Annotated in this window: 21 protein-coding genes, 1 pseudogene and 2 riboswitches; of the genes and pseudogenes, 7 read left to right on the forward strand and 15 right to left on the reverse strand. The window is 46.2% G+C overall.

Annotation, left to right across the window (positions count from 1 at the left end):
* Nucleotides 1-364: 364 nt before the first annotated feature.
* Nucleotides 365-1,783, reverse strand: coding sequence for an MFS transporter (locus ACYVR3_RS11310; RefSeq protein WP_461244329.1), 1,419 nt, complete (start codon nucleotides 1,781-1,783; stop codon nucleotides 365-367).
* 210 nt (nucleotides 1,784-1,993) lie between these two features.
* Here ACYVR3_RS11310 and ACYVR3_RS11315 point away from each other — a divergent pair, with 210 nt between their 5' ends.
* Complete coding sequence (locus ACYVR3_RS11315) at nucleotides 1,994-2,170, forward strand: hypothetical protein (protein WP_156301636.1); 177 nt, start codon at nucleotides 1,994-1,996, stop codon at nucleotides 2,168-2,170.
* Nucleotides 2,171-2,229: 59 nt separating this feature from the next.
* On the opposite strand, the gene recO is transcribed toward ACYVR3_RS11315, so the two are convergent.
* From recO to ACYVR3_RS11340, 5 genes are read right to left on the reverse strand one after another with little or no spacing between them, the layout of a single operon-like run.
* Nucleotides 2,230-3,027, reverse strand: a complete 798-nt coding sequence (recO, locus tag ACYVR3_RS11320) for a DNA repair protein RecO (protein ID WP_461244330.1) — start codon at nucleotides 3,025-3,027, stop codon at nucleotides 2,230-2,232.
* Nucleotides 3,028-3,041: 14 nt separating this feature from the next.
* Nucleotides 3,042-3,947 carry a GTPase Era gene (gene era, locus ACYVR3_RS11325; RefSeq protein WP_054733019.1) on the reverse strand — a complete coding sequence of 302 codons (906 nt, stop codon included), beginning with the start codon at nucleotides 3,945-3,947 and terminating at the stop codon, nucleotides 3,042-3,044.
* Between the two features lie 18 nt (nucleotides 3,948-3,965).
* On the reverse strand, nucleotides 3,966-4,355 hold the full coding sequence (locus tag ACYVR3_RS11330) for a diacylglycerol kinase family protein (protein ID WP_057152210.1): 390 nt from the start codon (nucleotides 4,353-4,355) through the stop codon (nucleotides 3,966-3,968).
* The gene (gene ybeY / locus ACYVR3_RS11335) at nucleotides 4,339-4,824 is read right to left on the reverse strand and encodes an rRNA maturation RNase YbeY (RefSeq protein WP_461244331.1); all 486 of its coding nucleotides are present in this window, start codon (nucleotides 4,822-4,824) and stop codon (nucleotides 4,339-4,341) included. Before ybeY ends, ACYVR3_RS11330 begins: the two co-directional genes overlap by 17 nt.
* A 32-nt stretch (nucleotides 4,825-4,856) precedes the next feature.
* Nucleotides 4,857-5,825 carry a PhoH family protein gene (locus tag ACYVR3_RS11340; protein ID WP_057152209.1) on the reverse strand — a complete coding sequence of 323 codons (969 nt, stop codon included), beginning with the start codon at nucleotides 5,823-5,825 and terminating at the stop codon, nucleotides 4,857-4,859.
* A 386-nt stretch (nucleotides 5,826-6,211) separates the two neighbouring features.
* On the opposite strand from ACYVR3_RS11340, the pseudogene ACYVR3_RS11345 reads away from it, so the two are divergent.
* Nucleotides 6,212-6,918: pseudogene (locus ACYVR3_RS11345) on the forward strand (flavodoxin family protein).
* Between the two features lie 161 nt (nucleotides 6,919-7,079).
* Here the strand turns inward: ACYVR3_RS11345 and ACYVR3_RS11350 are convergent.
* The 3 genes from ACYVR3_RS11350 to thiE form a co-directional block, all read right to left on the reverse strand.
* Nucleotides 7,080-7,631, reverse strand: coding sequence for an ECF transporter S component (locus tag ACYVR3_RS11350; RefSeq protein ID WP_461244332.1), 552 nt, complete (start codon nucleotides 7,629-7,631; stop codon nucleotides 7,080-7,082).
* 26 nt (nucleotides 7,632-7,657) lie between these two features.
* Nucleotides 7,658-8,968 (reverse strand): acetylornithine deacetylase, encoded by a 1,311-nt coding sequence (locus ACYVR3_RS11355; protein WP_461244333.1) that lies wholly within the window; start codon nucleotides 8,966-8,968, stop codon nucleotides 7,658-7,660.
* 38 nt (nucleotides 8,969-9,006) lie between these two features.
* Nucleotides 9,007-9,107: riboswitch (TPP riboswitch) on the reverse strand.
* An 11-nt stretch (nucleotides 9,108-9,118) separates the two neighbouring features.
* On the reverse strand, nucleotides 9,119-9,751 hold the full coding sequence (thiE, locus tag ACYVR3_RS11360; RefSeq protein WP_461244334.1) for a thiamine phosphate synthase: 633 nt from the start codon (nucleotides 9,749-9,751) through the stop codon (nucleotides 9,119-9,121).
* 318 nt (nucleotides 9,752-10,069) lie between these two features.
* A riboswitch (TPP riboswitch) is annotated at nucleotides 10,070-10,161 on the forward strand.
* Nucleotides 10,162-10,306: 145 nt separating this feature from the next.
* Between thiE and thiS the strand changes: the two genes are divergently transcribed.
* From thiS to ACYVR3_RS11385, 5 genes are read left to right on the forward strand one after another with little or no spacing between them, the layout of a single operon-like run.
* Nucleotides 10,307-10,507 carry a sulfur carrier protein ThiS gene (thiS, locus tag ACYVR3_RS11365; protein WP_054733004.1) on the forward strand — a complete coding sequence of 67 codons (201 nt, stop codon included), beginning with the start codon at nucleotides 10,307-10,309 and terminating at the stop codon, nucleotides 10,505-10,507.
* 13 nt (nucleotides 10,508-10,520) lie between these two features.
* On the forward strand, nucleotides 10,521-11,168 hold the full coding sequence (thiF, locus tag ACYVR3_RS11370) for a sulfur carrier protein ThiS adenylyltransferase ThiF (protein WP_054733003.1): 648 nt from the start codon (nucleotides 10,521-10,523) through the stop codon (nucleotides 11,166-11,168).
* A gap of 12 nt (nucleotides 11,169-11,180) precedes the next feature.
* Nucleotides 11,181-11,957, forward strand: a complete 777-nt coding sequence (locus tag ACYVR3_RS11375) for a thiazole synthase (RefSeq protein ID WP_461244335.1) — start codon at nucleotides 11,181-11,183, stop codon at nucleotides 11,955-11,957.
* A 5-nt stretch (nucleotides 11,958-11,962) separates the two neighbouring features.
* Nucleotides 11,963-13,189: a M20 family metallo-hydrolase gene (locus ACYVR3_RS11380; protein WP_461244336.1), complete on the forward strand. Its 1,227-nt coding sequence runs from the start codon at nucleotides 11,963-11,965 to the stop codon at nucleotides 13,187-13,189.
* A gap of 39 nt (nucleotides 13,190-13,228) precedes the next feature.
* Nucleotides 13,229-14,440 carry a dicarboxylate/amino acid:cation symporter gene (locus tag ACYVR3_RS11385; RefSeq protein WP_461244343.1) on the forward strand — a complete coding sequence of 404 codons (1,212 nt, stop codon included), beginning with the start codon at nucleotides 13,229-13,231 and terminating at the stop codon, nucleotides 14,438-14,440.
* A 356-nt stretch (nucleotides 14,441-14,796) separates the two neighbouring features.
* Here ACYVR3_RS11385 and ACYVR3_RS11390 read toward each other — a convergent pair whose 3' ends face one another.
* From ACYVR3_RS11390 to ACYVR3_RS11415, 6 genes are all read right to left on the reverse strand, one after another.
* Nucleotides 14,797-19,197, reverse strand: coding sequence for a MucBP domain-containing protein (locus ACYVR3_RS11390; RefSeq protein WP_461244337.1), 4,401 nt, complete (start codon nucleotides 19,195-19,197; stop codon nucleotides 14,797-14,799).
* A 241-nt stretch (nucleotides 19,198-19,438) separates the two neighbouring features.
* A complete protein-coding gene (locus ACYVR3_RS11395) occupies nucleotides 19,439-20,461 on the reverse strand; it encodes a LacI family DNA-binding transcriptional regulator (RefSeq protein ID WP_461244338.1) in 1,023 nt (340 codons plus the stop codon).
* 86 nt (nucleotides 20,462-20,547) lie between these two features.
* On the reverse strand, nucleotides 20,548-20,808 hold the full coding sequence (locus ACYVR3_RS11400) for a hypothetical protein (RefSeq protein ID WP_461244339.1): 261 nt from the start codon (nucleotides 20,806-20,808) through the stop codon (nucleotides 20,548-20,550).
* Nucleotides 20,809-20,810: 2 nt separating this feature from the next.
* Nucleotides 20,811-21,758: a phosphoglycerate dehydrogenase gene (locus ACYVR3_RS11405; protein ID WP_461244340.1), complete on the reverse strand. Its 948-nt coding sequence runs from the start codon at nucleotides 21,756-21,758 to the stop codon at nucleotides 20,811-20,813.
* 12 nt (nucleotides 21,759-21,770) lie between these two features.
* Nucleotides 21,771-22,538: an SDR family oxidoreductase gene (locus ACYVR3_RS11410; protein WP_461244341.1), complete on the reverse strand. Its 768-nt coding sequence runs from the start codon at nucleotides 22,536-22,538 to the stop codon at nucleotides 21,771-21,773.
* A 1-nt stretch (nucleotide 22,539) separates the two neighbouring features.
* On the reverse strand, nucleotides 22,540-23,280 hold the full coding sequence (locus ACYVR3_RS11415; protein ID WP_461244342.1) for a sugar phosphate isomerase/epimerase family protein: 741 nt from the start codon (nucleotides 23,278-23,280) through the stop codon (nucleotides 22,540-22,542).
* Between the last annotated feature and the right edge of the window lie 281 nt (nucleotides 23,281-23,561).

A 23,561-nucleotide genomic window follows, 5' to 3' on the forward strand; every position in this document is an offset into this window, starting at 1 on the left:
AATTAATATGCCATTATTAATCAATGTTTCCCATTAATATACCCAATTCGATAATTTAGTTGTTAGGGCCCCCATTTCCGTCCAATACTGACATCAGCTCCTACCCCAATATCAAGTATTCTATCGCCTTACTTACCCATATTTTTACACAATTATTTAATAATGTACACCCTAAATTTGAGAAAATACTTACCTTTTCAACAATTAGCAAGTGTTCACATTTAAAACTTATTTTGGTATTAATTACTGATATTTTCCAATGAAAAAGCCATATGCTCGGTAGGCACATGGCTGGATGACAATTTATATGGTATTTTGTAATGTCATTATAGCGTCATAAAAGTAACCATTCCGAACAACACGCTTACTTTTCCAACGATAATTCTCCTTGCCGCAACGACAACCCCAACGCCCCAACGATCAATCCAAATGAGACAATGAACGCCACGTGCATCCCCGTCACAAACCAACCCGGTTGCGTCGCCACATACGTTGTCACTTTAGTTCCCGCAACAACGCTCATCACCGCAAACAACACACTAGTCGCCAAAGCGGTCCCGGAAACCATGCCAATATTTCGTGCTAAGGCGTTGATGCTACCAGCACTCCCCAACTGGTCCTTAGCGACTACCGACATCACAATGTCGCTGTTGGGTGACTGAAATAGTCCGGTCCCAATTGCCATGACCACGGTAATCCCAACGTAAAGCCACATTGAACTGCTTAATCCTAAAAAGAACACGCCTAACTGAGACAACGCAACTAACGATAACCCAATCGTCACAATTTTAGCTGGGTTAAAGTGATCCGCTAACACCCCGCCAATGGGACCAATGATCATCATCACGATTGGAAAAATCACCAACAGCAACCCAGCCTTACCGGCACTAAAGCCACGCACATCTTCTAAATAAAACGGCATCAGCACCACCGTAAAAAAGTTGGACAGAAAAATTAACGTTGCCGCGCCCACGCCGTAAGAAAACGACTTAATTTTAAAAATACTCAGTGGCATCAACGGTGCGACTACTCGACGCTCAGTGCGAATAAACACAATGGCCGAGATGACAGCAACGATCATCAAGAGCGCTGGCACCAGCTTAAGATAGCCAACCTCTTGACCAATTAAAATTGCTAAGAAGAAGCTAGTGATTAACGCAGCAAACGCCACAAACCCACGCCAATCAATTTGTTTGTCAGTAGCCGCAACTTCTGACTTGGGTAGTACCAGCTGTCCAAGTAAAACTGCCAAGATGCCAATCGGCACGTTGATCCAGAAAATGTACCCCCAACTCAACTGCGATAAGACCAATCCGCCAATTCCCGGTCCAGCGACCGCACCAAACGCCACGAAGGTGCCAATCAAGCCCATCGCCCGCCCACGCTCGTTAACGGCGAAGGTTGCCGTTGTAATGCCGTAAGTATTTGACAACGTCATCGCCGCACCGATACCTTGAATGACCCGACCGACTAACAGAAACTTAAACGTCCACTGCCAGCCGGAGAGAAATGAGCCGAGAATAAACACGACTGTCCCCAGTCGAAACACCCGAATTTTACCGTAAAGGTCGCCTAATTTGCCGAAAAAGAGCAGTAGTGCGCTGACGACGATCAAGTATCCCGAAACGACCCACTCAATTTGTGCCATCGACACCGCCAGCTGTTTCGCCATGATGGGCATGGCGATGTTGACGATACTAGCATCCAAATTACTCATAAAAGCAAATAAACCAATTGAAATTAAAATCCACCAGCGTTTTGAATTTTCCCCCGTTGTTGTCATGTTGATTTCCCCCTAAGCCTTAACCTATATGAGGGGATTATAGCTTAATTGATTTAAAAATACCGATATGATGCCCTACCCAATTATTGACACTGCTTAACTGGCCTTCATTTCCGGAGTTTGTTTTGAAACCGCTTCAATTCGCAGTTGAAAACCGCCCAGATTGTTGTATCCTATAACTAAGAACACTTAACTAGGGAGGCTACCGTAATGAACGAAAGCGAACGTAAACTGGGCAAAGACGTCCAACGGATGAACCAAATCATGAACCACCTACTTCATGACTATCAAGCACCTGATAATCCTGAAGAAAAGATCGACCAAATCAACCGGGCTTTAGGGATTGGCGACCGTGAAATCATTTTAAAGAAGAGCAGTCGTAAGTAACGACAAAATGAGCGGGCTCCTAGTTCAATTACAGAACTAGAAACCCGCTCGTTTTGTCGTTATTGTTGATCTTTTTTTGGATCACTTAACGGTTTCAACCCATCATCCCACTGATTCATCTGGTCCAAAAACCGCTTACTACGGGGGTAAACGCCAATTGTATCAGCGTAAATCACATCCAGTGCTCGGCGAAGATTCTTTTTGGTATCTTCCCGCACACTGATCGTCCCCAGTTTCGTCAAATCAATTGCCGAAAACTGACGCAGATAGTAAATGGTGCGCTGATCCAGCTTCAAACGGTGAGGATCCAAGTGCCAGTGCGCTTGACACAACAAGCCCCCATACGACTCCGAATAATCAAATGGCAAATCAGTTCGGCCACAGATCACACACTGCCGCAGGTTCGGTTTCACCCCGAACAAACCCATCAATTGCACCTCAAAGATGTTGGTGATGATGGCCTCGTCCAGACCGTCGTCAATTAATGACAGTCCTGACCAAAGTCGTTGATACCACCCACCTAACAACTCGTTATCTGGAATTGCGACATCCAGCAGCGACATCATGTAAGTGGCATGCGCATTTTTAACGATATCTTGGCTGATAGTTTGAAAATGAGCCGTTTCTTTGGCCGCGTTAATGTACGACAGCCCCGGTTCCCGGATATCGCCAACATACTGACCATACGTAAACGGTAATAGGTCGGCGGTCATTTTAAACCCGCGCTTCTTCGCCCCGCGAATGTAAAACATCCGTTTACCGGCTTCACGAGTGAAAAACTTGACCAACATATCGCGTTCCCGAAAGTCCTTTTGGTACATCACCAGACCGTTAAATGTCATGATTCGGCTCGCCATTATATCACCTGATTCTAATAGTCATCCTTCCGATAACCATAGGATTGCAGAGCGGAAGCTTTATCCTTCCAACCTGGTACCACTTTGACCCAGAGTTCCAAGAAGACCTTGTCACCCAAGAGGTGTTCGATATCTTGGCGGGCCAATGTCCCAATCTTCTTCAGCATCGAGCCACCCTTACCAATCAAAATTCCCTTTTGAGTTGGTCGTTCAACGATAATCGTTGCTTGGATGTGAATTTTTTCTTCGTTTTGGCGCTTCATCGTATCAATTACCACCGCAACTGAGTGCGGAATTTCTTGACGGGTCAACTGAAGAATCTTCTCCCGAATCAATTCAGAAACCACGAACCGTTCTGGGTGATCGGTCACTTGATCTTCTGGATAGTATTGCGGCCCATTCGGCAGTTTTTCTACGATTTCTTGCAGCAATTCTTCAACGTTATTGCCTTCCAACGCTGAAATTGGAATCACTTCTTGCCAAGGCAACGCTTCTTTATATTGATCAATGACCGTCAATAAATCATCTGGGTGAACTTGATCAATTTTGTTGATGATCAAATAAACCGGCTTCTTAACGCTCTTTAAGCGATCAATGATGAAGTTATCGCCGGCGCCACGCTTTTGTTCCGCATTCACCATCATCAAAACAGCGTCAACTTCATTCAGTGATGACAAGGCCGATTTCACCATGAAATCCCCTAACTGACTCTTAGGTTTATGGATCCCAGGCGTGTCAATGAACACGATTTGAGCGTCATTGGTTGTGTAAATGCCTTGAATTTTGTTTCGAGTTGTTTGCGCCTTATCGGACATAATCGCCACTTTTTGACCAACCACCCGGTTTAAAAGCGTTGATTTACCAACGTTTGGGCGGCCAACAATGGCAACGAACCCTGATCGATAATTTGGATTATCCACTTGTTTGTTCCTCCTAGTTTAAAAAACCTGTAATAACTCTGGAATGAAGACGAGACAGCCAATCACGACCGCAAAAAAGGCCGCGATCAAGACCCCACCAGCTGCAACGTCCTTCGCCTTCTTGGCTTCTGCGTCGTAGTGGTGGCCAACTAACAAGTCAACGATGGCCTCAACCACCGTATTAAGCACTTCAGCAACCACCACCACAAAAATGGCGAGGGTCACCCATAACCATTCATTAATTGATAACTGGAGCCAAGTACCCAGTCCAAGCGCTAAAATCGCCATCACAATGTGCTTGCGAAAGTTGCGCTCGGTGGCCACTAAACTGTAGACCCCAGTCATCGCGTGGCTAAAGGACTGCAGAAACGACTTATTCTTATTCAGTTGTTTATCGTGTAAGCCCATAGTCGTCTAAAATATCCCGTTGCAGTTTGAACATGACTTTTTCATCCTCTGGTTCCATGTGGTCATAACCATTCAGATGCAAGAATCCGTGAACAACCAAGAAACCCAGTTCGCGTTCGTAAGAGTGTTCCAGATATTCGGCTTGTTCGCCAACTTTATCAACGGAAACGAAAATATCCCCGATGTTTTCAGGAATCTCCGCTGCCAGTTCATCGTCCATGACGATTGGAAAATCATCGTCAGCCGCACTGTCTTCAATCGCAAAGCTGATGACGTCGGTTGCCCGATCCACACCCCGGTATTCCTTATTGATTTCTTGGATTCGATCGTTGTTCACGAAGGTGACAGACATTTCGGTGTTTTCCTTCAACTTAATGTACTCACCCGCATAGTCCAACACTTTTTGAACCAACTTAACGTGTTCTTCGGGAACCCCGTTCTTCGTTTCATCGTAAATCTCTAAATCCATGTTTTCCGCACTCGTTTCTTTTAATTTGTTAATTAGTGTTTTTCAGTGCCTTCGTAGGCGTTAATGATGGCCGCAACCACTGGGTGCCGAACCACATCGTCAGCCGTAAACTGAACAAACTCAATGTGATTAACATCTTTCAAAATGCCCATCGCTTGAACCAAACCGCTACGACTATTGCTTGGCAAGTCGATTTGAGTCACGTCACCGTTAACGATCATCTTAGAACCAAAGCCTAACCGTGTCAGGAACATCTTCATCTGAGCGTTAGTGGTGTTTTGGGCCTCATCCAAGATGACGAAAGCGCCATCCAGCGTCCGTCCACGCATGTAAGCCAACGGTGCAATTTCAATCACACCACGTTCCATTAATCGGTTCGTGTGCTCAGCGCCTAAAATCGCGTATAAGGCATCGTAAATTGGCCGCAGGTAAGGATCAACCTTATCTTTCAAGTCCCCAGGTAAGAACCCGAGACTTTCACCGGCTTCAACGGCTGGCCGCGTCAAAATAATTTTTTCAACGTCGCCGCGCTTCAAGGAAGCAATCGCCATTACCACGGCCAGATAGGTTTTACCAGTCCCGGCAGGCCCAACCCCGAAGGTAACGTCATTATGCTTGATTGCATTGACGTACTGGCGTTGACCATAGTTCTTAACCCGAACAGCTCGACCCTTAGCGTCTTTGATCAAAATCTCAGTGTATAGATCCAAGAAATAGTCCAACGTCCCTCGATCGGCCATCTTCATCGCACTGACCACGTCAGTACTGTTCAACTGAATGCCTTGTTGAACCAGTTGCGTCATCTTTTTGAGAATCGCCATCGCTTTTTGAACTTGGAACGGTTCGCCAGCAACTTTAATCGAATTGCCAAACGGACGAATCGTCACGCTTAAGCCTTCTTCCAAGATGGCAATAAACTGATCTTGAGCCCCTAAAATCTGAACTTCTTGTTCTGGGTTCTCTAAAATAAATTCTTTTTCGGTTTGTGTCGTGTCAGCCAAATATAATTGACTCCTTTACTTTAGAATAGTCTCTAGTATATTATACGACAAGCTTTCGGAAAAAGCTTGCTCTTGTTACGGCGACACTGAAACTGACTTGATAGTTGTAAGTGACAATCAATTTGAGACAGCATCGATAATGATTCAGCAGCCATTTAATTGCCTATGCAGTTACTTTGACGGTTCAAACGCTAACGACAGGTCATTATGATAGAATCGCGATTAATCACTAACTTGCATATTACAATAATACTTTTCAACCTAAATTAAAATTCGATTGATCGTCAAAAACTACATTTCATCATCGACGTCTAAAAATCACGCGGCTTAATACTATTGTTTCAATAATGAATGCGGTATCATATTGCTAATAAGGAGGCGATCACGTGAAAGTTTTAGGCATTCTCGCGAGTCATCAACGCGATGGGTTAACAGCCGAGTTGCTAAAAACCGTTTTAGCAGCGGTTCCTGCACCGAACACCACCGAAACCATTTTTCTCGATGACTATCCGTTTCACCCTGACCAACCACACCAACCTGATCCGGTGCTGGATGAATTAACCGACAAGTTACTTGCCAGTGACGTTTGGGTTCTGGCCGCACCAACTTATTGGGGTGGCTTAGCTGGCAGTATGAAAAATTGCCTGGATTGTCTTCGAGGACGACTGGTTCGGTTTGACACTCGTGGTGATCCGCATCCTGACCGGTTTGAACATAAACACTACCTCAGTATTACCAGTTGTTACGCCAACACCCCAACGAACTTATTGACCGGCGTGACCGATCCAACTTTTCGAACGCTCGACAAAATCATGACGACGGCCGGGTTAATCAAGATTTATGAAATCGTCTTAACCAATACGCAGCACATGACAACCGTTCCACCCGCCAAGCTTCAGGAATGCGCCGCTACCTGCAATTATTTCTCATGGTTGCCATCATGGCCTTAATCACGATGGGGCTTCAACTGTTATTTCACGTCATTACCACAACCAATTTTTGGCTGATTTACGGTAGCTTTGTGATCATTTTCTATGGTTTATTAGCGATAATATTGCACTTTTTTACTGTCGTTAAGCACCGCCGTCATTGATTCTTGTATACAGCAGTTATTAATTCAGTGCCATTCGTACTCAACTGTTCAATTCGGCAATTTCGACACAAACAAAATGACCTTAAACGTTATCGATTAGTTCAACGCCAATCAATGATTTTTAAGGTCATTTGTTGTGTACAATAACTAATTAACCAGCATTACGAGTGAACATGTCGTAACGCATGCGCCCGGTCGAGTAATCCGAAGATGCTCCGAACCATAATGGTACCGAAGAAGATCACCGACACCAATCGAACGGTAAATAACGCCGCAATCATGCCAAGTGAATAGTGCACGTACCCTAACCGAAATAGTTCATAGCCAAACGCAACAATCGTCGTGGTCACTGAAGACGTTAATAAACTGACCCAGTCCCAACGCCGATACCGGTAAACCGTAAATCCTAATTCACTCCCGACGCCTTGAACGATGCCTGATAGTAATGCTGAAATACCAAAAGTACCTCCAAAAATTACCTCAGCAGCCGCACCAAGCACTTCCCCAACAATGGCCGAACCCGGAATTCGGGTCAGGTAAATGGCCAGTGGTCCCGCCATAATCCAGAGACCAAAAAGAATTTCGTTGGCAAACGGACCGACCGCCACGAATAGAATATTGTACAGATAATCCGTACCGACAAAAATGGCCCCAAAGATGATGGCAATCATCGCAATCAGAATAATATCTTGAAGATGGAATTGTTTTTTCACTTGGAAAACACCCTTTCGTATGTTAATTAGTCGCCAATTTGACACCAATCTAAAACAAAGTTAGCAATGATTTTGGTATATGCAATTAACTGATTTAACGACACTGATTCGTTATCGCTATGCGCCATCAACATCTCCCCAGGCCCGTAAGTAACTGCCGGAATATCATACGCCTCGAACCAGCCACCATCCGTCACCGATGTTGACATTTCAGTTTCAGGTTGTTGACCCAATTCGGCCTCATGTGCCTGACGCAATTGTTGAATTGCCGATGACGTTTCGTCAATGGTTAACGGCGGAAAGACTTCACCCTTGTCCACCAACATCGAGTCCCCACCCCAGCTAAAAATGGGTGGACAGTCTTTGAGCCACGGATCAGCTTGAGTCGCCGCAGTTACCTGAGCTTCAATTTCTTTTGTCACTTGCGCCGCCGTTTCATTTGGGTAGTAGTGGACGGTAATCCACAACCGACATTCATTGGCCACAAAGGCTGGGTGAATGCCACCTTCGATGTACGCTGGATTGATTGTATCCGTACCAGCTGGGAAACCAGGATACTGTTTCGTGACCGCCCAATAGTGTTCCAGCTTTTGAAGCGCCGTGATCACAACGGGCATTTTCTCAACCATGCTGGCTGCTTTCAACCCACCACCAGCTCGAAGCATGTTGACCCGATTGCCATCATGGTAGGTGTGTGGACTGCGCAACGTGATCCAACCAGTGATCACACCACCCTGACCCTGAAACTTCAGGTTACTGGTATCGCCCACAATCGCAAAATCGGCTCGTTCGCCCTGTTCCAGTAACGTCTTGGTTCCGGCTTCGCCGGCCTCTTCACCCACGACTGATTGAAATTTTAAATCACCAGCCAGTGGAACTTCAAACTGTTTAAGTAACTTAAACAAATATAAATAGCACGCCATGGCACCCTTCATATCACTTGAGCCACGCCCCACTAAGCGATCACCTTGTTGCACCAGCTCAAACGGATCCGTTTGCCAACGATCCGCATCCGTCACCGTTGCCACATCCACGTGGCCGTTGAGTAATAAACTATGCCCTTGCTGGCCATCGTTCCCCGGCAACGTTGCTGACACCAGTTGATCCGTCGTCTGAAATGCCTGTTGCTTGACCTGAAATCCTAATTCAGTTAACTGCTGAGCCAATTGCGTCTGTAACGGTGCGGTATTTCTCGCTGGTGGGGAAACCGTTTTAAACGCCACTAACGTTTTTAACTGTGCGACCAACTCCGCTTGTTGGGCATCAATTGCCGCCATAAGCGTATCTTTTACCGTTTGCGTTGCTACCATCCAACCCGCTTCCTTTCGTTTGACCAATAAAAAAAGCTCCTGAAGGGTCTTCAAGAGTTAGTCAACGTGCGTGTGATCAGCTTTCCTCCGCGAGTCCTAACTCTATCAGGTTCAAAGGGTCTGGCATTGCCATCTCAGCTCAGTTCGAGCACCCCTAGCTTTTTTTAATTGTGATGTTTATTTTTGGGTAACGTCAATCACCCGTTGCCGTAACTGCTGTGTTGCACTGAATGGGTCATCCGCCTTCATAATGGCGGAAACCACTGCGACACCATCGACCGCCGCCGGTTTGACCGCGTCAACGTTCGTTGCATTCAACCCACCAATCGCGTATACCGGAATCGGCACCGCCTTTTTAATGGCCGTCAACGTCTCAACGCTGGTTTGAACGGTTTCAACGTGGGTCGTGGTTGGAAAAATTGCGCCAACCCCTAAGTAATCTGCCCCTTCGCTTACCGCCGTTTGAGCCTGCGCCAACGTCTTGGTCGTTGCCCCGATAATGGCATCCGGCCCCAACAACTGCCGAGCAACTGCGACAGGCAGATCTTTTTGACCTAAATGCACCCCGGCTGCCTGCACCGCTAATGCAATATCAAGTCGATCATCGATCAATAGCGGCACCTTGAACTGATCGGTAATGGTCTTCACCTGCTGTGCTAATTCATAATAGTCACGACTTGACAGGGTCTTTTCGCGTAACTGAACAAGATCAACACCACCCTGACATGCTACTTTGATGCGCGCTAAAAATGCCGCGTTGGTCAAGTCCAACCGATCCGTCACTAAGTACAATGGCCGTTTAATCGCCATCTTATTCGCCTCCTCAAACTGGTCTAAGCCAATTTCTAACTTAAATCACGGTTAGTGTACCTGATTCAAATCTGGTTGTACAGTACCATTACTCGTTGAAATTGTCGTTTTCCTTGAATCATCGGCAATTTCAGGGTAATTTTTTTATTTTTCGGTTAGTTTTTCCTGATGTTTGCGCATTCAATCGGTAACCAGCCTAAATTACTTAACGAACCAATTATTTTGTACCGAATTGTTCGGACTGCTTGACAATCACCAAGAAATTGCTTATAAATAACGTATTGAGTCCAACGCGACTCACAATTCTCAAAAAATGGAATAGTTCGTCTGGGGTGCCGGTAACGGCTGAGATGATACCCATCGAACCTGATGTAGTTTGTACTACCGAAGGAAGACTGACTTAAATTTGATGGCGGCACTTAACCCCGCCCGAAGTCCTTCCTCCGTCAACTTGGAAGGGCTTTTTTAGTTGACGGAGGGTGTGACTGACGCACCCCATCAAGTTGACCGCACCCCTTTCTCGGTAGCTAAACTACTAAGAAAGGGGCTTTTTTTATGGTTATGGTCAATGGCGAACCAGCGCAACAAGCAGCTGGTCAAACCGTCTTCGCATTCTTAACTGGTCGACAAGCACCAGTTGACAACATCGTGGTGGAATTAAACGGTGAGATTTTACACCGACCACAATTTGAAACCACTCAGATCCAACCGGACGACAAACTAGAATTGATCTCGTTTGTCGGCGGCGGTCGTTAGGAGGCCCCATTACATGACACAACCACAACTTCAGGGACTCGACATTAACGACGTTTATACCGGCATGAAGGCCCGCAACGTGGCCGACTCAACCGAAAAGCTTAGCGCGGCACACGTGACTATCGCTGGCGCTGGCGGTCTGGGGTCTAACATTGCCATTGCGCTTGCTCGAATCGGCGTCGGCCACCTCACGTTAATTGATTTTGATGCCGTCGAACTCAGCAACCTCAATCGCCAACAGTACAAGTTAAGTCAAGTTGGCATGGATAAAGTGACGGCACTCAAGCAAAACCTGCAGGAATTTAACCCTTTCGTGACCATCGATACCGCCATCGTTGAGATTACGCACGACAACGTGGCCGATTTATTTGCCGATTGCGACATCATCTGCGAGGCATTTGACAACCCCGCCGCTAAAGCGATGTTGCTGGATGCGGCCAGTGAGTTCTTCCCACATAAGCCAATCGTGATGGCAACTGGGATGGCTGGTGTTCATAGTTCGAACAGCATCACTACCAAACAGGTTCGTCCAAACGTCTACATTGCTGGCGATAACACGTCAACCGGTGCCGAAGGCTTAATGGCGCCACGCGTCATGATTGCCGCCGGTCACGAAGCTAACATGATTACCCGATTGATTTTAGGTCACTCAACTATCTAGGAGGTCATTCACATGACAACTGAAACTGATGTACTTACCATTGCGGGTCACACCTTTACCTCACGCTTTATTTTAGGATCTGGTAAATATTCGTACGAACTCATTGATTCAGCAATCAAAAACGCCAACGCGCAAATTATTACCATGGCACTTCGCCGGACCAACACGGCCGAAGAAAACATCCTCAACTACATTCCAGAAGGCATTACGATCTTGCCCAACACGTCAGGTTCGACTAACGCTGAAGAAGCCATCCGAACTGCCCGATTAGCCCGCGAACTCAGTGGCAGCAACTTTATCAAATTGGAAGTGGTACCGGATAAAAAATACCTGATGCCCGATAACGATGAAACCGTTAAAGCAACTGAGGTTCTGGCTAAAGAAGGCTTTATCGTAATGCCTTACGTTCTGCCAGATTTAAACGTTGCCAAGCGCTTAGTTGATGCCGGGGCTGCCACGGTCATGCCATTAGCCGCGCCAATCGGGACGAACAAAGGTCTCGCAACCAAGGATCTCATTCAGATTTTAATCGATGAAATCGACGTGCCAATCATCATTGATGCCGGAATCGGTCGTCCAAGCCAAGCTGCCGAAGCCATGGAAATGGGCGCCGATGCCATCATGGCCAACACGTCAATGGCGACTGCCGGTAACATTCCACTGATGGCTGAAGCCTTTAAGCTTGCCGTTGACGCCGGCCGAAAAGCCTTTTTAGCTGAACCTGGCCGCGTGATCGAACACGGTGCCGTTGCGTCCTCACCTCTGACCGGCCTTAGTAAGAAGTCGTAATCACGATGACGCCTTTAACGGTTAATTGGCAGACGTTTCTCAATCAAATGGATCAAATCAACGCCCTATCTGACGCGACACCGGGGCAAAACCGGCTGGTCTACACCCCCAACTGGGTCGCAGCGCAACAAGCGTTGATTCAATTTGGCCAATCAATTGGGATGCAGGTACGCGTTGACGACTACGGAACCGTCTACTTAGACTTACCGGGTCAAACGAACGCCCCAGCAGTTGCGACTGGTTCGCACATGGACACGGTGGCAAATGGTGGTCGTTACGATGGTCTCTACGGTGTTTTGGGTGGTCTTCACGCGATTGCCACCCTGCAACAAACTCACGGGCAACCCCAACGACCACTTCGGTTGATCTCCTTTAGTGAAGAAGAAGGCAGCCGATTTCCGGCAACTTTTAGTGGCTCCAAACACTATACCGGCTTAGCTGAAACGACCGCAATTACGGATCCATCGGGTATCAATTTTGACGATGCTCGACAAACCGCGGTTCAACAATTGCTGACGTTGCCTGGCGTCCGCCACGAACGACCAGCACTACCGGCTAGTTTTACTGAACTGCACATTGAACAGGGACCGCGTCTCGTCCAACATCAAGCTCAGATTGGGTTAGTGACTGGCATCGTTGGTCAACGCCGATTTACCGTAACGGTGTCTGGTACCGCTAATCACGCAGGAACGACCCCAATGGATCAGCGACACGACGCCCTTCAGGTGGCCGTTAATCTGATTCATGAACTTGCCCAGATTGCGAAAACGCTGAGTCCAACGCTTACGTTTACGGTCGGCCAGTTTGACGTTTCACCAAATACCGCCAACGTCATCCCCGGGCAGGTCGCCTTTACGATCGACTGTCGCCATACCATTGATGGAATTTTGGACCAGTTCGAAATGCAGCTGACTCATTTAACCACTAATCACCCAGATCATACCTTAACCATCACTGTTGACCGTTGGGTGCATGACCGACCCGTTCAATTAGCTGATGACCTTTGTCAACTCAATCAAAAGCTGGCTGATCAGCTTGGGTTAACCAGCATGCAACTCGCCTCTGGCGCGGGTCACGATAGTATGATCATGAGTCAGTTTGTTCCCACCACGATGTTATTTGTGCCGAGTATCAACGGCATTAGCCATGCACCAGAAGAACGGACCGAATTTGCGGACCTTCAAACCGGCATCAAGTTACTCACTGCGAGCTTACACGCTCAAGCATACTAGGAGGCAGTTACTATCAAACGTTTAAACTTAACAACCCAAATTACATTAGGCATGATCGTCGGCATGGGGCTTGGTATCGTCGGCGGCCATCAGCTCGCTAGTTTAAAAATCATTGGGGATATCTTTCTACGCTTGATTCAGATGTCCGTTGTATTCCTAATTTTTGGCGCCGTGATTGAAGCCATCGGTAGCCTCGATCACAAAGCCCTTTCCCGCTTAGGCGGTAAAACCGCCCTTTGGTTCTTCGTAACAACTGTGATTGCCGCGGCAATCGGTTTGGGCATGGGACTACTCTTCCGTCCCGGTAGTGGGCTTCAACTTGGTCAACTTCATGCTAAAAGTGCCGTCCAAACCGCCAGCGGTGACTGGGCAACCACGATTTTGAACTTTTTCCCAGATAACATTTTTAGCGCCCTAGCCAAGGGCGATGTGATTCAAGTCATTGTCTTCGCACTCCTCTTCGGTCTTGTCCTGAACCACGCCAATCAACACCAACAGTTCGATGGTGTGCTAAACCTGGTTAAACAACTTAACCAGTTAACGGTTAACTTAGTCATGTTGGTCATGAAGGCGGCCCCCATCGGGATCGGCGCATTGATGATCGGCGTTACTGCTGACAATGGACTTCGTGTCATTTTACCACTGATCAAATTCCTAGCGATTTACGGCGTCAGCACTGGCCTCTTTCTCGCCGCGCTTTTCTTGGGCATCAGTTGGTACGCCCACGTGCCGTTATTTGGTCTGATTCGGGGTTTTTCCAGAATTATGCTGGTTGCCTTGACGACCACTTCTTCCGCCGTTTCGCTACCAATTGAAATGACCGATGCGCATGAGCGACTCGGTGTCAGTGAACGCATCAATAAACTGGTGCTCCCACTTGGCATGGCGCTTAATAGTAACGGTCTTGCAATGTACCTCGCCCTAGTTTGCGTGATGCTAACTCAACTATACGGGATCGGCACCTCTGTTACGGGATTAATGCAGATCGTTGCCCTTTCCGTCTTGGCTTGCCTCGGTACCGTTGTCGTTCCTGGTGGTGGTCTCGTTGCATTGACCATTATCGTGCCAACGCTTGGGTTACCAACTGCTAGCATTGCATTACTTGCCGGAATCGATTGGTTCTCCGGTATGTTTCGAACGGTCGCCAACGTTGTCGGTGATACCACGACGGCAATTGCGATTGCGAGTGATGAAGACGAGTTGGATCATTCGGTGTATGAAACGGTCGTGCATCATGCTGTGAATAAGTAAGTTTTTTCCTCAATTTGTATGCTTCAACTACCAGAAGACCGGTTTTTCTAATCTCTCAATTGGAGATCAGGGAAACCGGTCTTTTGTTGCTAACACTTAACTGACGTGGCAACCCATTTCGCGCTAGAACTCAAATTAGTTTAAAAATGATTGATTACGAACAAATTGCACTAAAACAACAGGAAACCATTGACCTAACTCCTCTTTTGATTGTTGATTTTCGAAGTGTTGAGCTGATGCACTTCAGCATTACTTTCAATCAGATCATTAACCCCACAAAAGGCCCTCAGTCGCAACCAAGTGCGCCGACTGAGGGCCTTTTCTTACCTATATAAATGACCTAAAATACCATGAAATTAACGCTCATGCTTCCGCCGTAGCTTCAATTGCCAGCCGAGACCGGCCAACATCGCTAATAAACTAACACCAATAAGGGTTACCTTGGTTGTTGCACGTTCAGAAGTTTGCGGTAACTTCGGCTCGATGATCGGGTTTACATCGCTCGGTAATGTCATCGGTTGGTTAGTCGCCGACACCGTACCTGACTGAGCGGGTAACGTGCGTTGTTGATCGACTGACTGCTGCTTACCTGATGTCGGTTGGGCGGCTGTCCACCCCACCATTGGCGTATTTTTAATGGTTTTCTCTGGTGCCGAAGCTACCGTTGGTTCAAGTGAACTCGACTTTGAGCTACCTGAATCAGTTGGGGTGGGAGTTACCGGCACCTCAATCATCGGAGAATCCGTTTCCGTCTCGTTAACAATTGAATTACCAGCCTCCGTTGGTGGTGTGCCGGCCGGCGTTGTCTGTTCCGGCCGGTATGTCAACGTCAGCGTCATTTGATTACCATGGTACGTTCCGGTCACCGTTTGTTGGTTCGGGTCAACCAATTGATAGTTCGTAATCGTTGGCGCAGTAATGGTAAATGCCGTACCTTGAGTACCACTTTCGTGCGTTGGTGTCGCAATTGACTGGCCATTTTGATCAACATAGATCACCGTTAACTGCACGGTTGCCGGTACCGTTTCGGTTGGTTGCGCTTCGTATGTTAAAGTCAATGTCATCACGTTACCATGATACGTCCCCGTTACTTCCGATTGCTGTGAGTCGACTGGTCGATAGCCTGCAATCGTTGGCACTGCAATACTAAACGGTTCACCTTGTGTGCCACTTTGAATCGTTGCCGGGGCAATCACATTACCCAAACGATCCTCATAGTTGATCGTCAGCGTTACATTTGATGCAATTTCTTCAATTGGTTCGGGTTCGTACATCAACGTCAACGTCATCACGTTGCCATGATACGTCCCCGTTACTTCCGATTGCTGTGGATCGACTGGTCGATAACCTGAAATCGTTGGTACTGCGATACTAAACGGTTCACCTTGTGTGCCACTTTGAATCGTTGCCGGGGCAATCACATTAACCAAACGATCCTCATAGTTGATCGTCAGCGTTACATTTGATGCAATTTCTTCAATTGGTTCGGGTTCGTACATCAACGTCAACGTCATCACGTTACCATGATACGTCCCCGTTACGAGCGCTTGCTGCGGATCAACTGGTCGATAGCCTGCAATCGTTGGCACTGCGATACTAAACGGTTCACCTTGGTTGCCACTTTGAGTTGCTGCCGGCGCGATCGAATTGCCTAGGCGATCCACGTAATTGATCGTCAGCGTTACATTTGATGCAACTTCCTCAATTGGTTTCGGTTCATACATGAAGGTTAGCGTCATCACGTTGCCATGATACGTCCCCGTTACGAGCGCTTGCTGCGGATCAACTAACCGATACCCAGCAATTTCCGGTGCCGTTACCGCAAAATCAGTATTTTGCGAACCACTTTGAACACTCGGGTCTTGTAGTGCTTGTCCAGTTGAATCAACGGAGATAATCGTGAGGCTCGTTGTTGCTGGAATTTCGCCGACCTGACCCTGGATGAAATTATACGTCACCGTTTCAACAGAATTACCGTCTTGTACCGTTACAAATTTTGCGGTCATTTGCGTTAAATTTTGGTCAGCAGCCGTTGTTTCAACGACTTCATAGGTCGGAATAATTGGATTAGCAACGTCAGTCAACAGACCGCTATCACCTTGAATCCAGTTCGTGTCACTTGGCTGACCGGTTGCCGTCAAAGTTGGCGCTTGTTGCGTCGCCCCCAAATAGTAGTAACTCGTCCCCGAAGCCGATGGGGTCGTTTGATCAATCACCGTCATAAACGTTACCGATTGGGTTTGGGGGTCGGCGATAACTTGACCACTCTTATTCACGTAATTAATTGTCCGGGTCACCGTTTGAACCGGTTCCGCCTGATACGTGTGCGCCAACTTAATCTGGTATGTCACTGGTTGGCCAGTATCTCCAAAGACAATCAACGATTGCCCGTCAGCATCCTGCGTCGCATCACTAATGAGTTGGTACCCCTGCTGTTCATACGCTGCAATCTGCTCCTGACTACGATATAAACTTGTCGTCCCCGCAATGCCACTCAACGTTGGATCATCCGTTGCTGCAACTGTTTTTAGTAGTTGCCCCGTAGTTTCATCAACGTAATTCACGGTTGCCGTTTGCGCAACTCGATACAGCACTAACACACTTTGATTACCATCAATGAACGGAACTTGATCGGCGTCAGCAGGCAACGGTGTCCATTCGCTTCCAGGTGAACTCACCTCAACGCCCGCAAAAATATAGCCAGGCAGATTGGCAACAATGCCATTATCGCCACGTAACGCAATCGGCGTTGAAAGGTTACCGTTAATGGTCTGCTGAAGCGGTTGACCATCGTCGTTCATAATTGCGGATGCTGAACGATCATCCGGGGAAAGAACGCCGTAGTTAACCTGTACCTGCCAACTTTTAAGGAATAAAATCGTGAGCGTTTGCCCATCTGCCGTATAAGTGCCAGTTAGGCCAACCCGTTCTGCTAGACCGTTATTGGCGAGATAGTCACTATTTTGACCACTACCGGTCAAGATAACGCCGGAGAAATCCAATCCCTTATCACCCATAATTACCCGCAACGCCTGCGCAATCGTTGCATCGGTGTTCAGATCAAACGCCGCGTCCACATCTCCTGCTAACACTGATGTCGGGTAAACCGAAAGCTGCTGACCATCTGCTTGTAACAACTGATAATTAACCGTGACATTGCCAATACCATCTTTCAGCGTATAGGGTTGAATGATCCATCCTTCAAAATTAGCACTCATATCGGACCAAGTCGTTGTAAAGCTGCCATAATTAGTGGTTGTATCAGGCAAGATATTAGACCAGCTGAGCGTCACATCATCCAAGTTACCACCGTCTGCCGTACTTGGAAACAAACTTGGATACTCGTCTGATTTAGGATCAAATGCTAAAACTGGTACGTTATTACCCTGGAGATTTTTAACAATAAATGATGGCGTTGTGTAAGTCGTCGTGCCAGTGCTCAGCGTAATTGGCGTTAACAAGAGGTGTTGAAATCTTAAATAAGTTGACTTCGGACTCAATTTAGCGTCCGTTGCTAGCGGTGAAATATCTGAAATTTGGTTATACATTAAATCAACCCGCGTCAATTCTGGTTTATCCGCCAACGCCGAAATATCCGAGATTGAAAACGTTGAAATGGTCACAGTTTGCAGTTTCGTTAACGGTGCTAACGCCGAAATATCCCATAGATTGCCATTTTGAGCAATGTTACCAAAAACTTCTTGGCTAATATCAGTCGATGGGTGAAGGGCAATTGAGGTTAAATTCGTCGCATACTGTAAGCCTTCTAATGACCCCATACTCATTAACGCCGTATAATTTGTCAGGCTGCTTAAATTTTGATAGGTACCAACGTGTTGTGCCGCTTCAGAGGAGGCAAACGTCGTCATTTGCGCTAACGTATCCTTGGTAAATTGAGACCGAAAAGTGCCAAAACTTGCGTACTGATCCGTGTAGTTGTTGGTGTAAAGAAAATACTGGAAGATTTCATCCGGCATCCATTCATCAAGATACAACTGACCGGTTTTCGGATCGATTCCCTTGGCAGTTGTCGTAATACCGGCCGCATAGTCCGCCCCTTGCCAGGCATTTTGGCCGACGACCTCACTTAAACTTGGGTTTTTGAAACTCCACTGAAGATTACCAACCTTGGGGACGTTAAATAGATTAGTTGCCTTAACGACGTTCGTTAACTCAGTTGACGTGGTCGAGGCTGATGGCGAGTCAGCTGGATTCTCGATTGCCGTTACGTTCTGGACGTCATCAGCTTGAGCTTCAACTGGCGCTTGCGCTTCAGCGGTTACAGGTTGCGCCGTGGTGGTCTCACGTAGCGAATCAGCTGTGACCGGGTTGTCAGTCGTCGATTCCGCGCGATCATTGCCGATCGTTATCGGTACACTTTGCGATTGAGTCTGACCATCCTTAGCTAATGATGGTACCTCTGCTGAATTAGCAATTTGTTCATCACTAGGCGCTACCGTTACCTCTGATTGTTCTGGTACTGCGGTTACCGATTGCGCTTCTGTTGGTATCGTTGGGGTCGCCTGTGTCAAATCATCACTCGATCCTGAATCTGGTTGTACGTCGCTTAAAGTCGGTACTTGAGTTGAAGCCGTTGTACTCGTTACCATGCTCACCGATGTCTCTGCCGGAGTAGCTGCATGGGCAATTTTCATTGGTGTTGACCAAATTGTCAGCCCTACTGCCATCGTCGTTATTCCCGCAATAACCCATCGTCGACCGTCCTTATACATTTTAAAATGCGTCTTTGTTTCCATCTCAATCCCCTCCAAAGTCGCTCATGCTGACGTCATTCCAACTATTGCCACTTATAGACAACCAGATTTTAACATTTTTTTCATCATTCAAGCTGAATGATGTCTTGCTTTTTAAAAAGCACATCAGCAGTCAGGTACGTTTTTCTAAAGCATGCCTATTTCAAGTGCTTGAAATCAAAAATGACGGATTAAGTCACCCTAAATCGAGTACCTAATCCGTCATTACTTTGCTCCCGGAACATCAAATCAGTGACTGTCGCACAATAAATTCACTAGGTACTTGCACTGTCGTCGGCGGTGTATCCGGTTCAGACAGTGTCGTCAACAATACCTCTGCAGCCCGTTGCCCCATTAACTGTGGATTTTGCTGAATCGTGGTAATTTGAGGCGTTGTTAAGGTTGCCCAATCCCAGTCATCAAATGCGGCTAACCCCAGTGATTGTGGTACCTCAACTGAATACGTTGACAAGATATGAACGATTCGCATTAATAAAGTGCCCTTTAATGCGTACACTGCAACCTTTAATTGAAGATCATTCGTAACAGCCACCAGTTGGCTATATAACTTTTCATCGCTTGTTGTCGAATCAATTTCAATCAATTTGAAGGGAATTCCCTGCTTTTCACAGCTGTCCTGCACGGCATGGTAACGAGATTGCCGAGCTGTATTATCATCAACAGCTTCACTTACAACGATTACTTTTTGATAGCGTAGTCGAATCATGTAATCTACCAATAACTTGGAATAGTGGTAGTTATCAGTAACGACCATGGGCCAGTTTAACTGGTCAACTTGGCGGTCTACCATCACAGTTGGGACGTGATTATCCAATAAAATCTGATAATCTGCAGCTTGTTTACTCATGGGTTGCAAAATCAAGCCGTCCACTCTTAAACTTAATAAACGTTCGATTTGTGACCGTTCTCGAGCAATTGAGTTATCCGAATTCATCAACATTAGCTGATATTGCTGATTTTCAAAGACTGCGTCCGCACCTTTAAAAAGCATCGACGAGAAAATGTTTTCCACATCAGCCACGATAACACCAATCACAAAAGTCTGCTTTTTAGTAATCGCTTGAGCTTGGCGGTTCACATGATAACCGGTTTCGGTAATTGCCTGAGTAATTTTAGTACGAGTTTCTGCAGACATCTTCCCGTAACGTCCATTCAAGTATCGTGAGACCGTCGTCTTTGAAACCCCTGTTAGCTTAGCAATATCATTGATAGTTGGTGCCGTCTTTTTTGCGTTAATGGTGCTCACCTCGGTTAACTTGTTTTGCTTAATTATACGCCGAATCGCAATGTTAGGAAACCGCTACCCCAGCATCAAACATGCACCACCATAACCTAATACTGATTTAACGCTTCGATTTTTTTAAGTAATTCGTCAAAACCTAGCTTTGATAAAGCGACATCGTTATTGTTCAATCCATCAAATGCTCGATTTTCGAGATTGTTGAAATCATCGATCAGATATTTAGCCATCAAAAAAACCGTAAGTCGTTCTTTTAACTGGCGTTCATAATTGTCGCAGTCTCGAAAATGTATCGTATTTAGTGCAGTATACGCAAACTGATTTGCATCTATCTGAGTACGTTGGGTCGCCATAGTTACGCCCCCTTCACCGTATTAACTGGCCATTCTGGCGCTTTTCCGTTTAAAACCCGGATTACTTCTTTGGCCGAATCTAACGCCATTCGATCCATACATTGTGTCGTATTGGACGCAATGTGTGGTGTTAACAAAACGTTATCTAACTGGTAAAACGGACTGGTCAGTGGCAATGGTTCCTCATCGAAAACATCCAGAGCCGCACCACCAATCGTATGGGTGCGCAACGCATCTACTAATGCAATTTGATCAACTAGCGCGCCCCGACCTAAATTAATTAAAACAGCATCGTTTTTCATTTGGCCAAATTCATGTTCACCAATGCCACGGGTATTGGCTGGTGTAACGGCCATGTGTAACGTAATGATATCTGACTCCGTCAACAACGTACTTCGAGTAACGAGTTCACCCACCTCAGTAGATTCAACATAGGGATCGTAAATTAAGATTTCCATCCCTAATCCACTCACTAGTTTAGCTAATGCCTGACCAATCCGGCCAAATCCCATGATACCAAGCGTTTTTCCAGCGAGATCAAACCCCATATGACGATTTTTATAACTAAAATCACCCCGCCGCATCGCTGCCGTGTTGGCGGAAAGTCGTTTCGAAACGTCTAGAATTTCAGCTAATGTTGTTTCTGCGACTGTCCCCGCATTCGCATTAGGTGTAATAGTTACCCAAACACCCTGTTCTCCCCAAAAATCTTCGTCCAAATTATCATATCCAACACCGTGACGGGCGATTATCTTTAGATTAGGCATCTGCTGAGCAGCAGCATTACTGAAAGGATCCGTCATCAAAATCATTCCGTCCACATTAGCAGCCTGTTTAAGGATCGTGGTTTCATCCTGCTGTGGTAACTCAACTAACTGCGCACCATGTTTTGTTAAGTAGTCTTTACCAACCTGAGCTAAACCGGCTGGAATCGCAACTGTTTTTGCCATTGAAAGTTCCTCCTATCGTAATAAATAGCCGCCATCGACTGGCACTGTGACCCCAGTCACGTAATCAGACGCCTGGCTAGCCAAGAAAACCATAGTCCCCATCAGTTCTGATGGATCCGCCCAATGACCTGCTGGAATGTGGGCCAAAATTTCTGTGTTCCGTTCTGGATCATTTTGAAGTGCTTTTGTCATCGGCGTATCGATGTAACCTGGTGCGATTGCATTAACTTGAATATTGTCTTTGGCAAGCGCATCCGCATAGGCCTTCGTCAAACCAACGACCCCATGTTTGCTGGCAGTGTATGGAAAGATGTATTTCCCCGCTCTAAACGATTGCATAGATCCAACGTTAATAATTTTGCCAGAACCTTGAGCAGCCATTTTGATTGCCGCCTCATGCGCCAGATAGTAAGTAGCACTCAGGTTTAAATTGATTACCCGTTGCCAGTCAGCATCCTTGAAATTCTGCCATTCATTACGAATTTGAATACCGGCATTATTAATTAAAATATCTAAATGCCCAAAGGCCGCAATTACTGCGTTAACAATATCTTTTGCGGCTCCATCCTCCGTGATGTCTCGTTCCAAAAATTGAACTTCATCCTTATTGTCGGCCAATGCTCGTGTTTCAGCCCAGCCTTGTTGATCATAACTAACAATAAATACCTTAGCGCCTGATTTCAGCATTGCCTTAGTGTAATTAGCACCTAAGCCGGAAGCCCCACCAGTAATAAGTGCCACCTTGCCATCCAAACGAAAATAATCAGTACTAAACGTCATCTTAATTGCCTCCTAAAGTCCGTAAATCATCCTGTAACGCAGTCAAAGTCGTTGGATATTCCAACGCTACTGGTAATGATGAATCAAACTGCTGTAATGCTGCTCGCCAATCAAGTTCTCCCTGATCGAATGGTACGGTTGTTGGCCGCCCTTTTGCATCCAATACGTAACTCTTTAAATGTACGAAACGAGTGTACGGTAATAATATTTTCGTGGCCATTTCAGCATCTCGGTTCACAAAAATCCAGTTCCCCAAGTCGTTTAAAAAACCAACTTTGATCTTAGTGGTATCAAATCGATCAAAGAAATCCTTTAATTTTTCCGGTTCAGTATTTTCTTGTGTTTGATCATTTTCCAAGTTCAAATGGATGCTGGCCGGTAAAATGCTAGTCAATTGTTGGCTATCAAATTCTTGACCTGAAACGTAATCACCCAGCGTCATCTTGATATAACTAGCACCCAAATGTTCAGCTTCCCCGATAATCTGTAATAATTGCGGGTTCAATTGCTGGTTAATAAAAAGGTTCTCTGGAACTGAATAAAAGTAAACTAGCTGATGCTGTAAACGAAGTGCATTTAGGGTCTCCAATTCGGCTAACGACCCATCGCCAAATTCTCGGCGTAGTTCAATCGCGTGACGACCGGTTGCTAAGAGCTGCTTGACTAGTTCAAGCTGTGATTTTCCCTGATTGTGTTCTGATTGAAGTACGAGCGTGTTGAGTACAAGTAATGGTTGTGTCATGAAGTGTCACTCCTTATCTAATGATCTAATGTGGCAATTTAGGAAACCGATTGCTTTTAGGTTTACCGGTTTCCTATATTGCCAATCATAATCATCTAACCGTAAAAGTCAACGCCTTTTTTCGTCTGCTAATCATCAATTAACGCCAGTGTTCCTATAATATGTCCGTTAATTGCGAAGGTTCAATTTATTAATAATATCAATCCTGAATTATTCACCAGAAACTCCAAAATCCCCATCAAACACATGATTCAAGTGCTTGATGGGAATTTTACGTTTTC

The organism is Secundilactobacillus muriivasis, assembly GCF_054785195.1.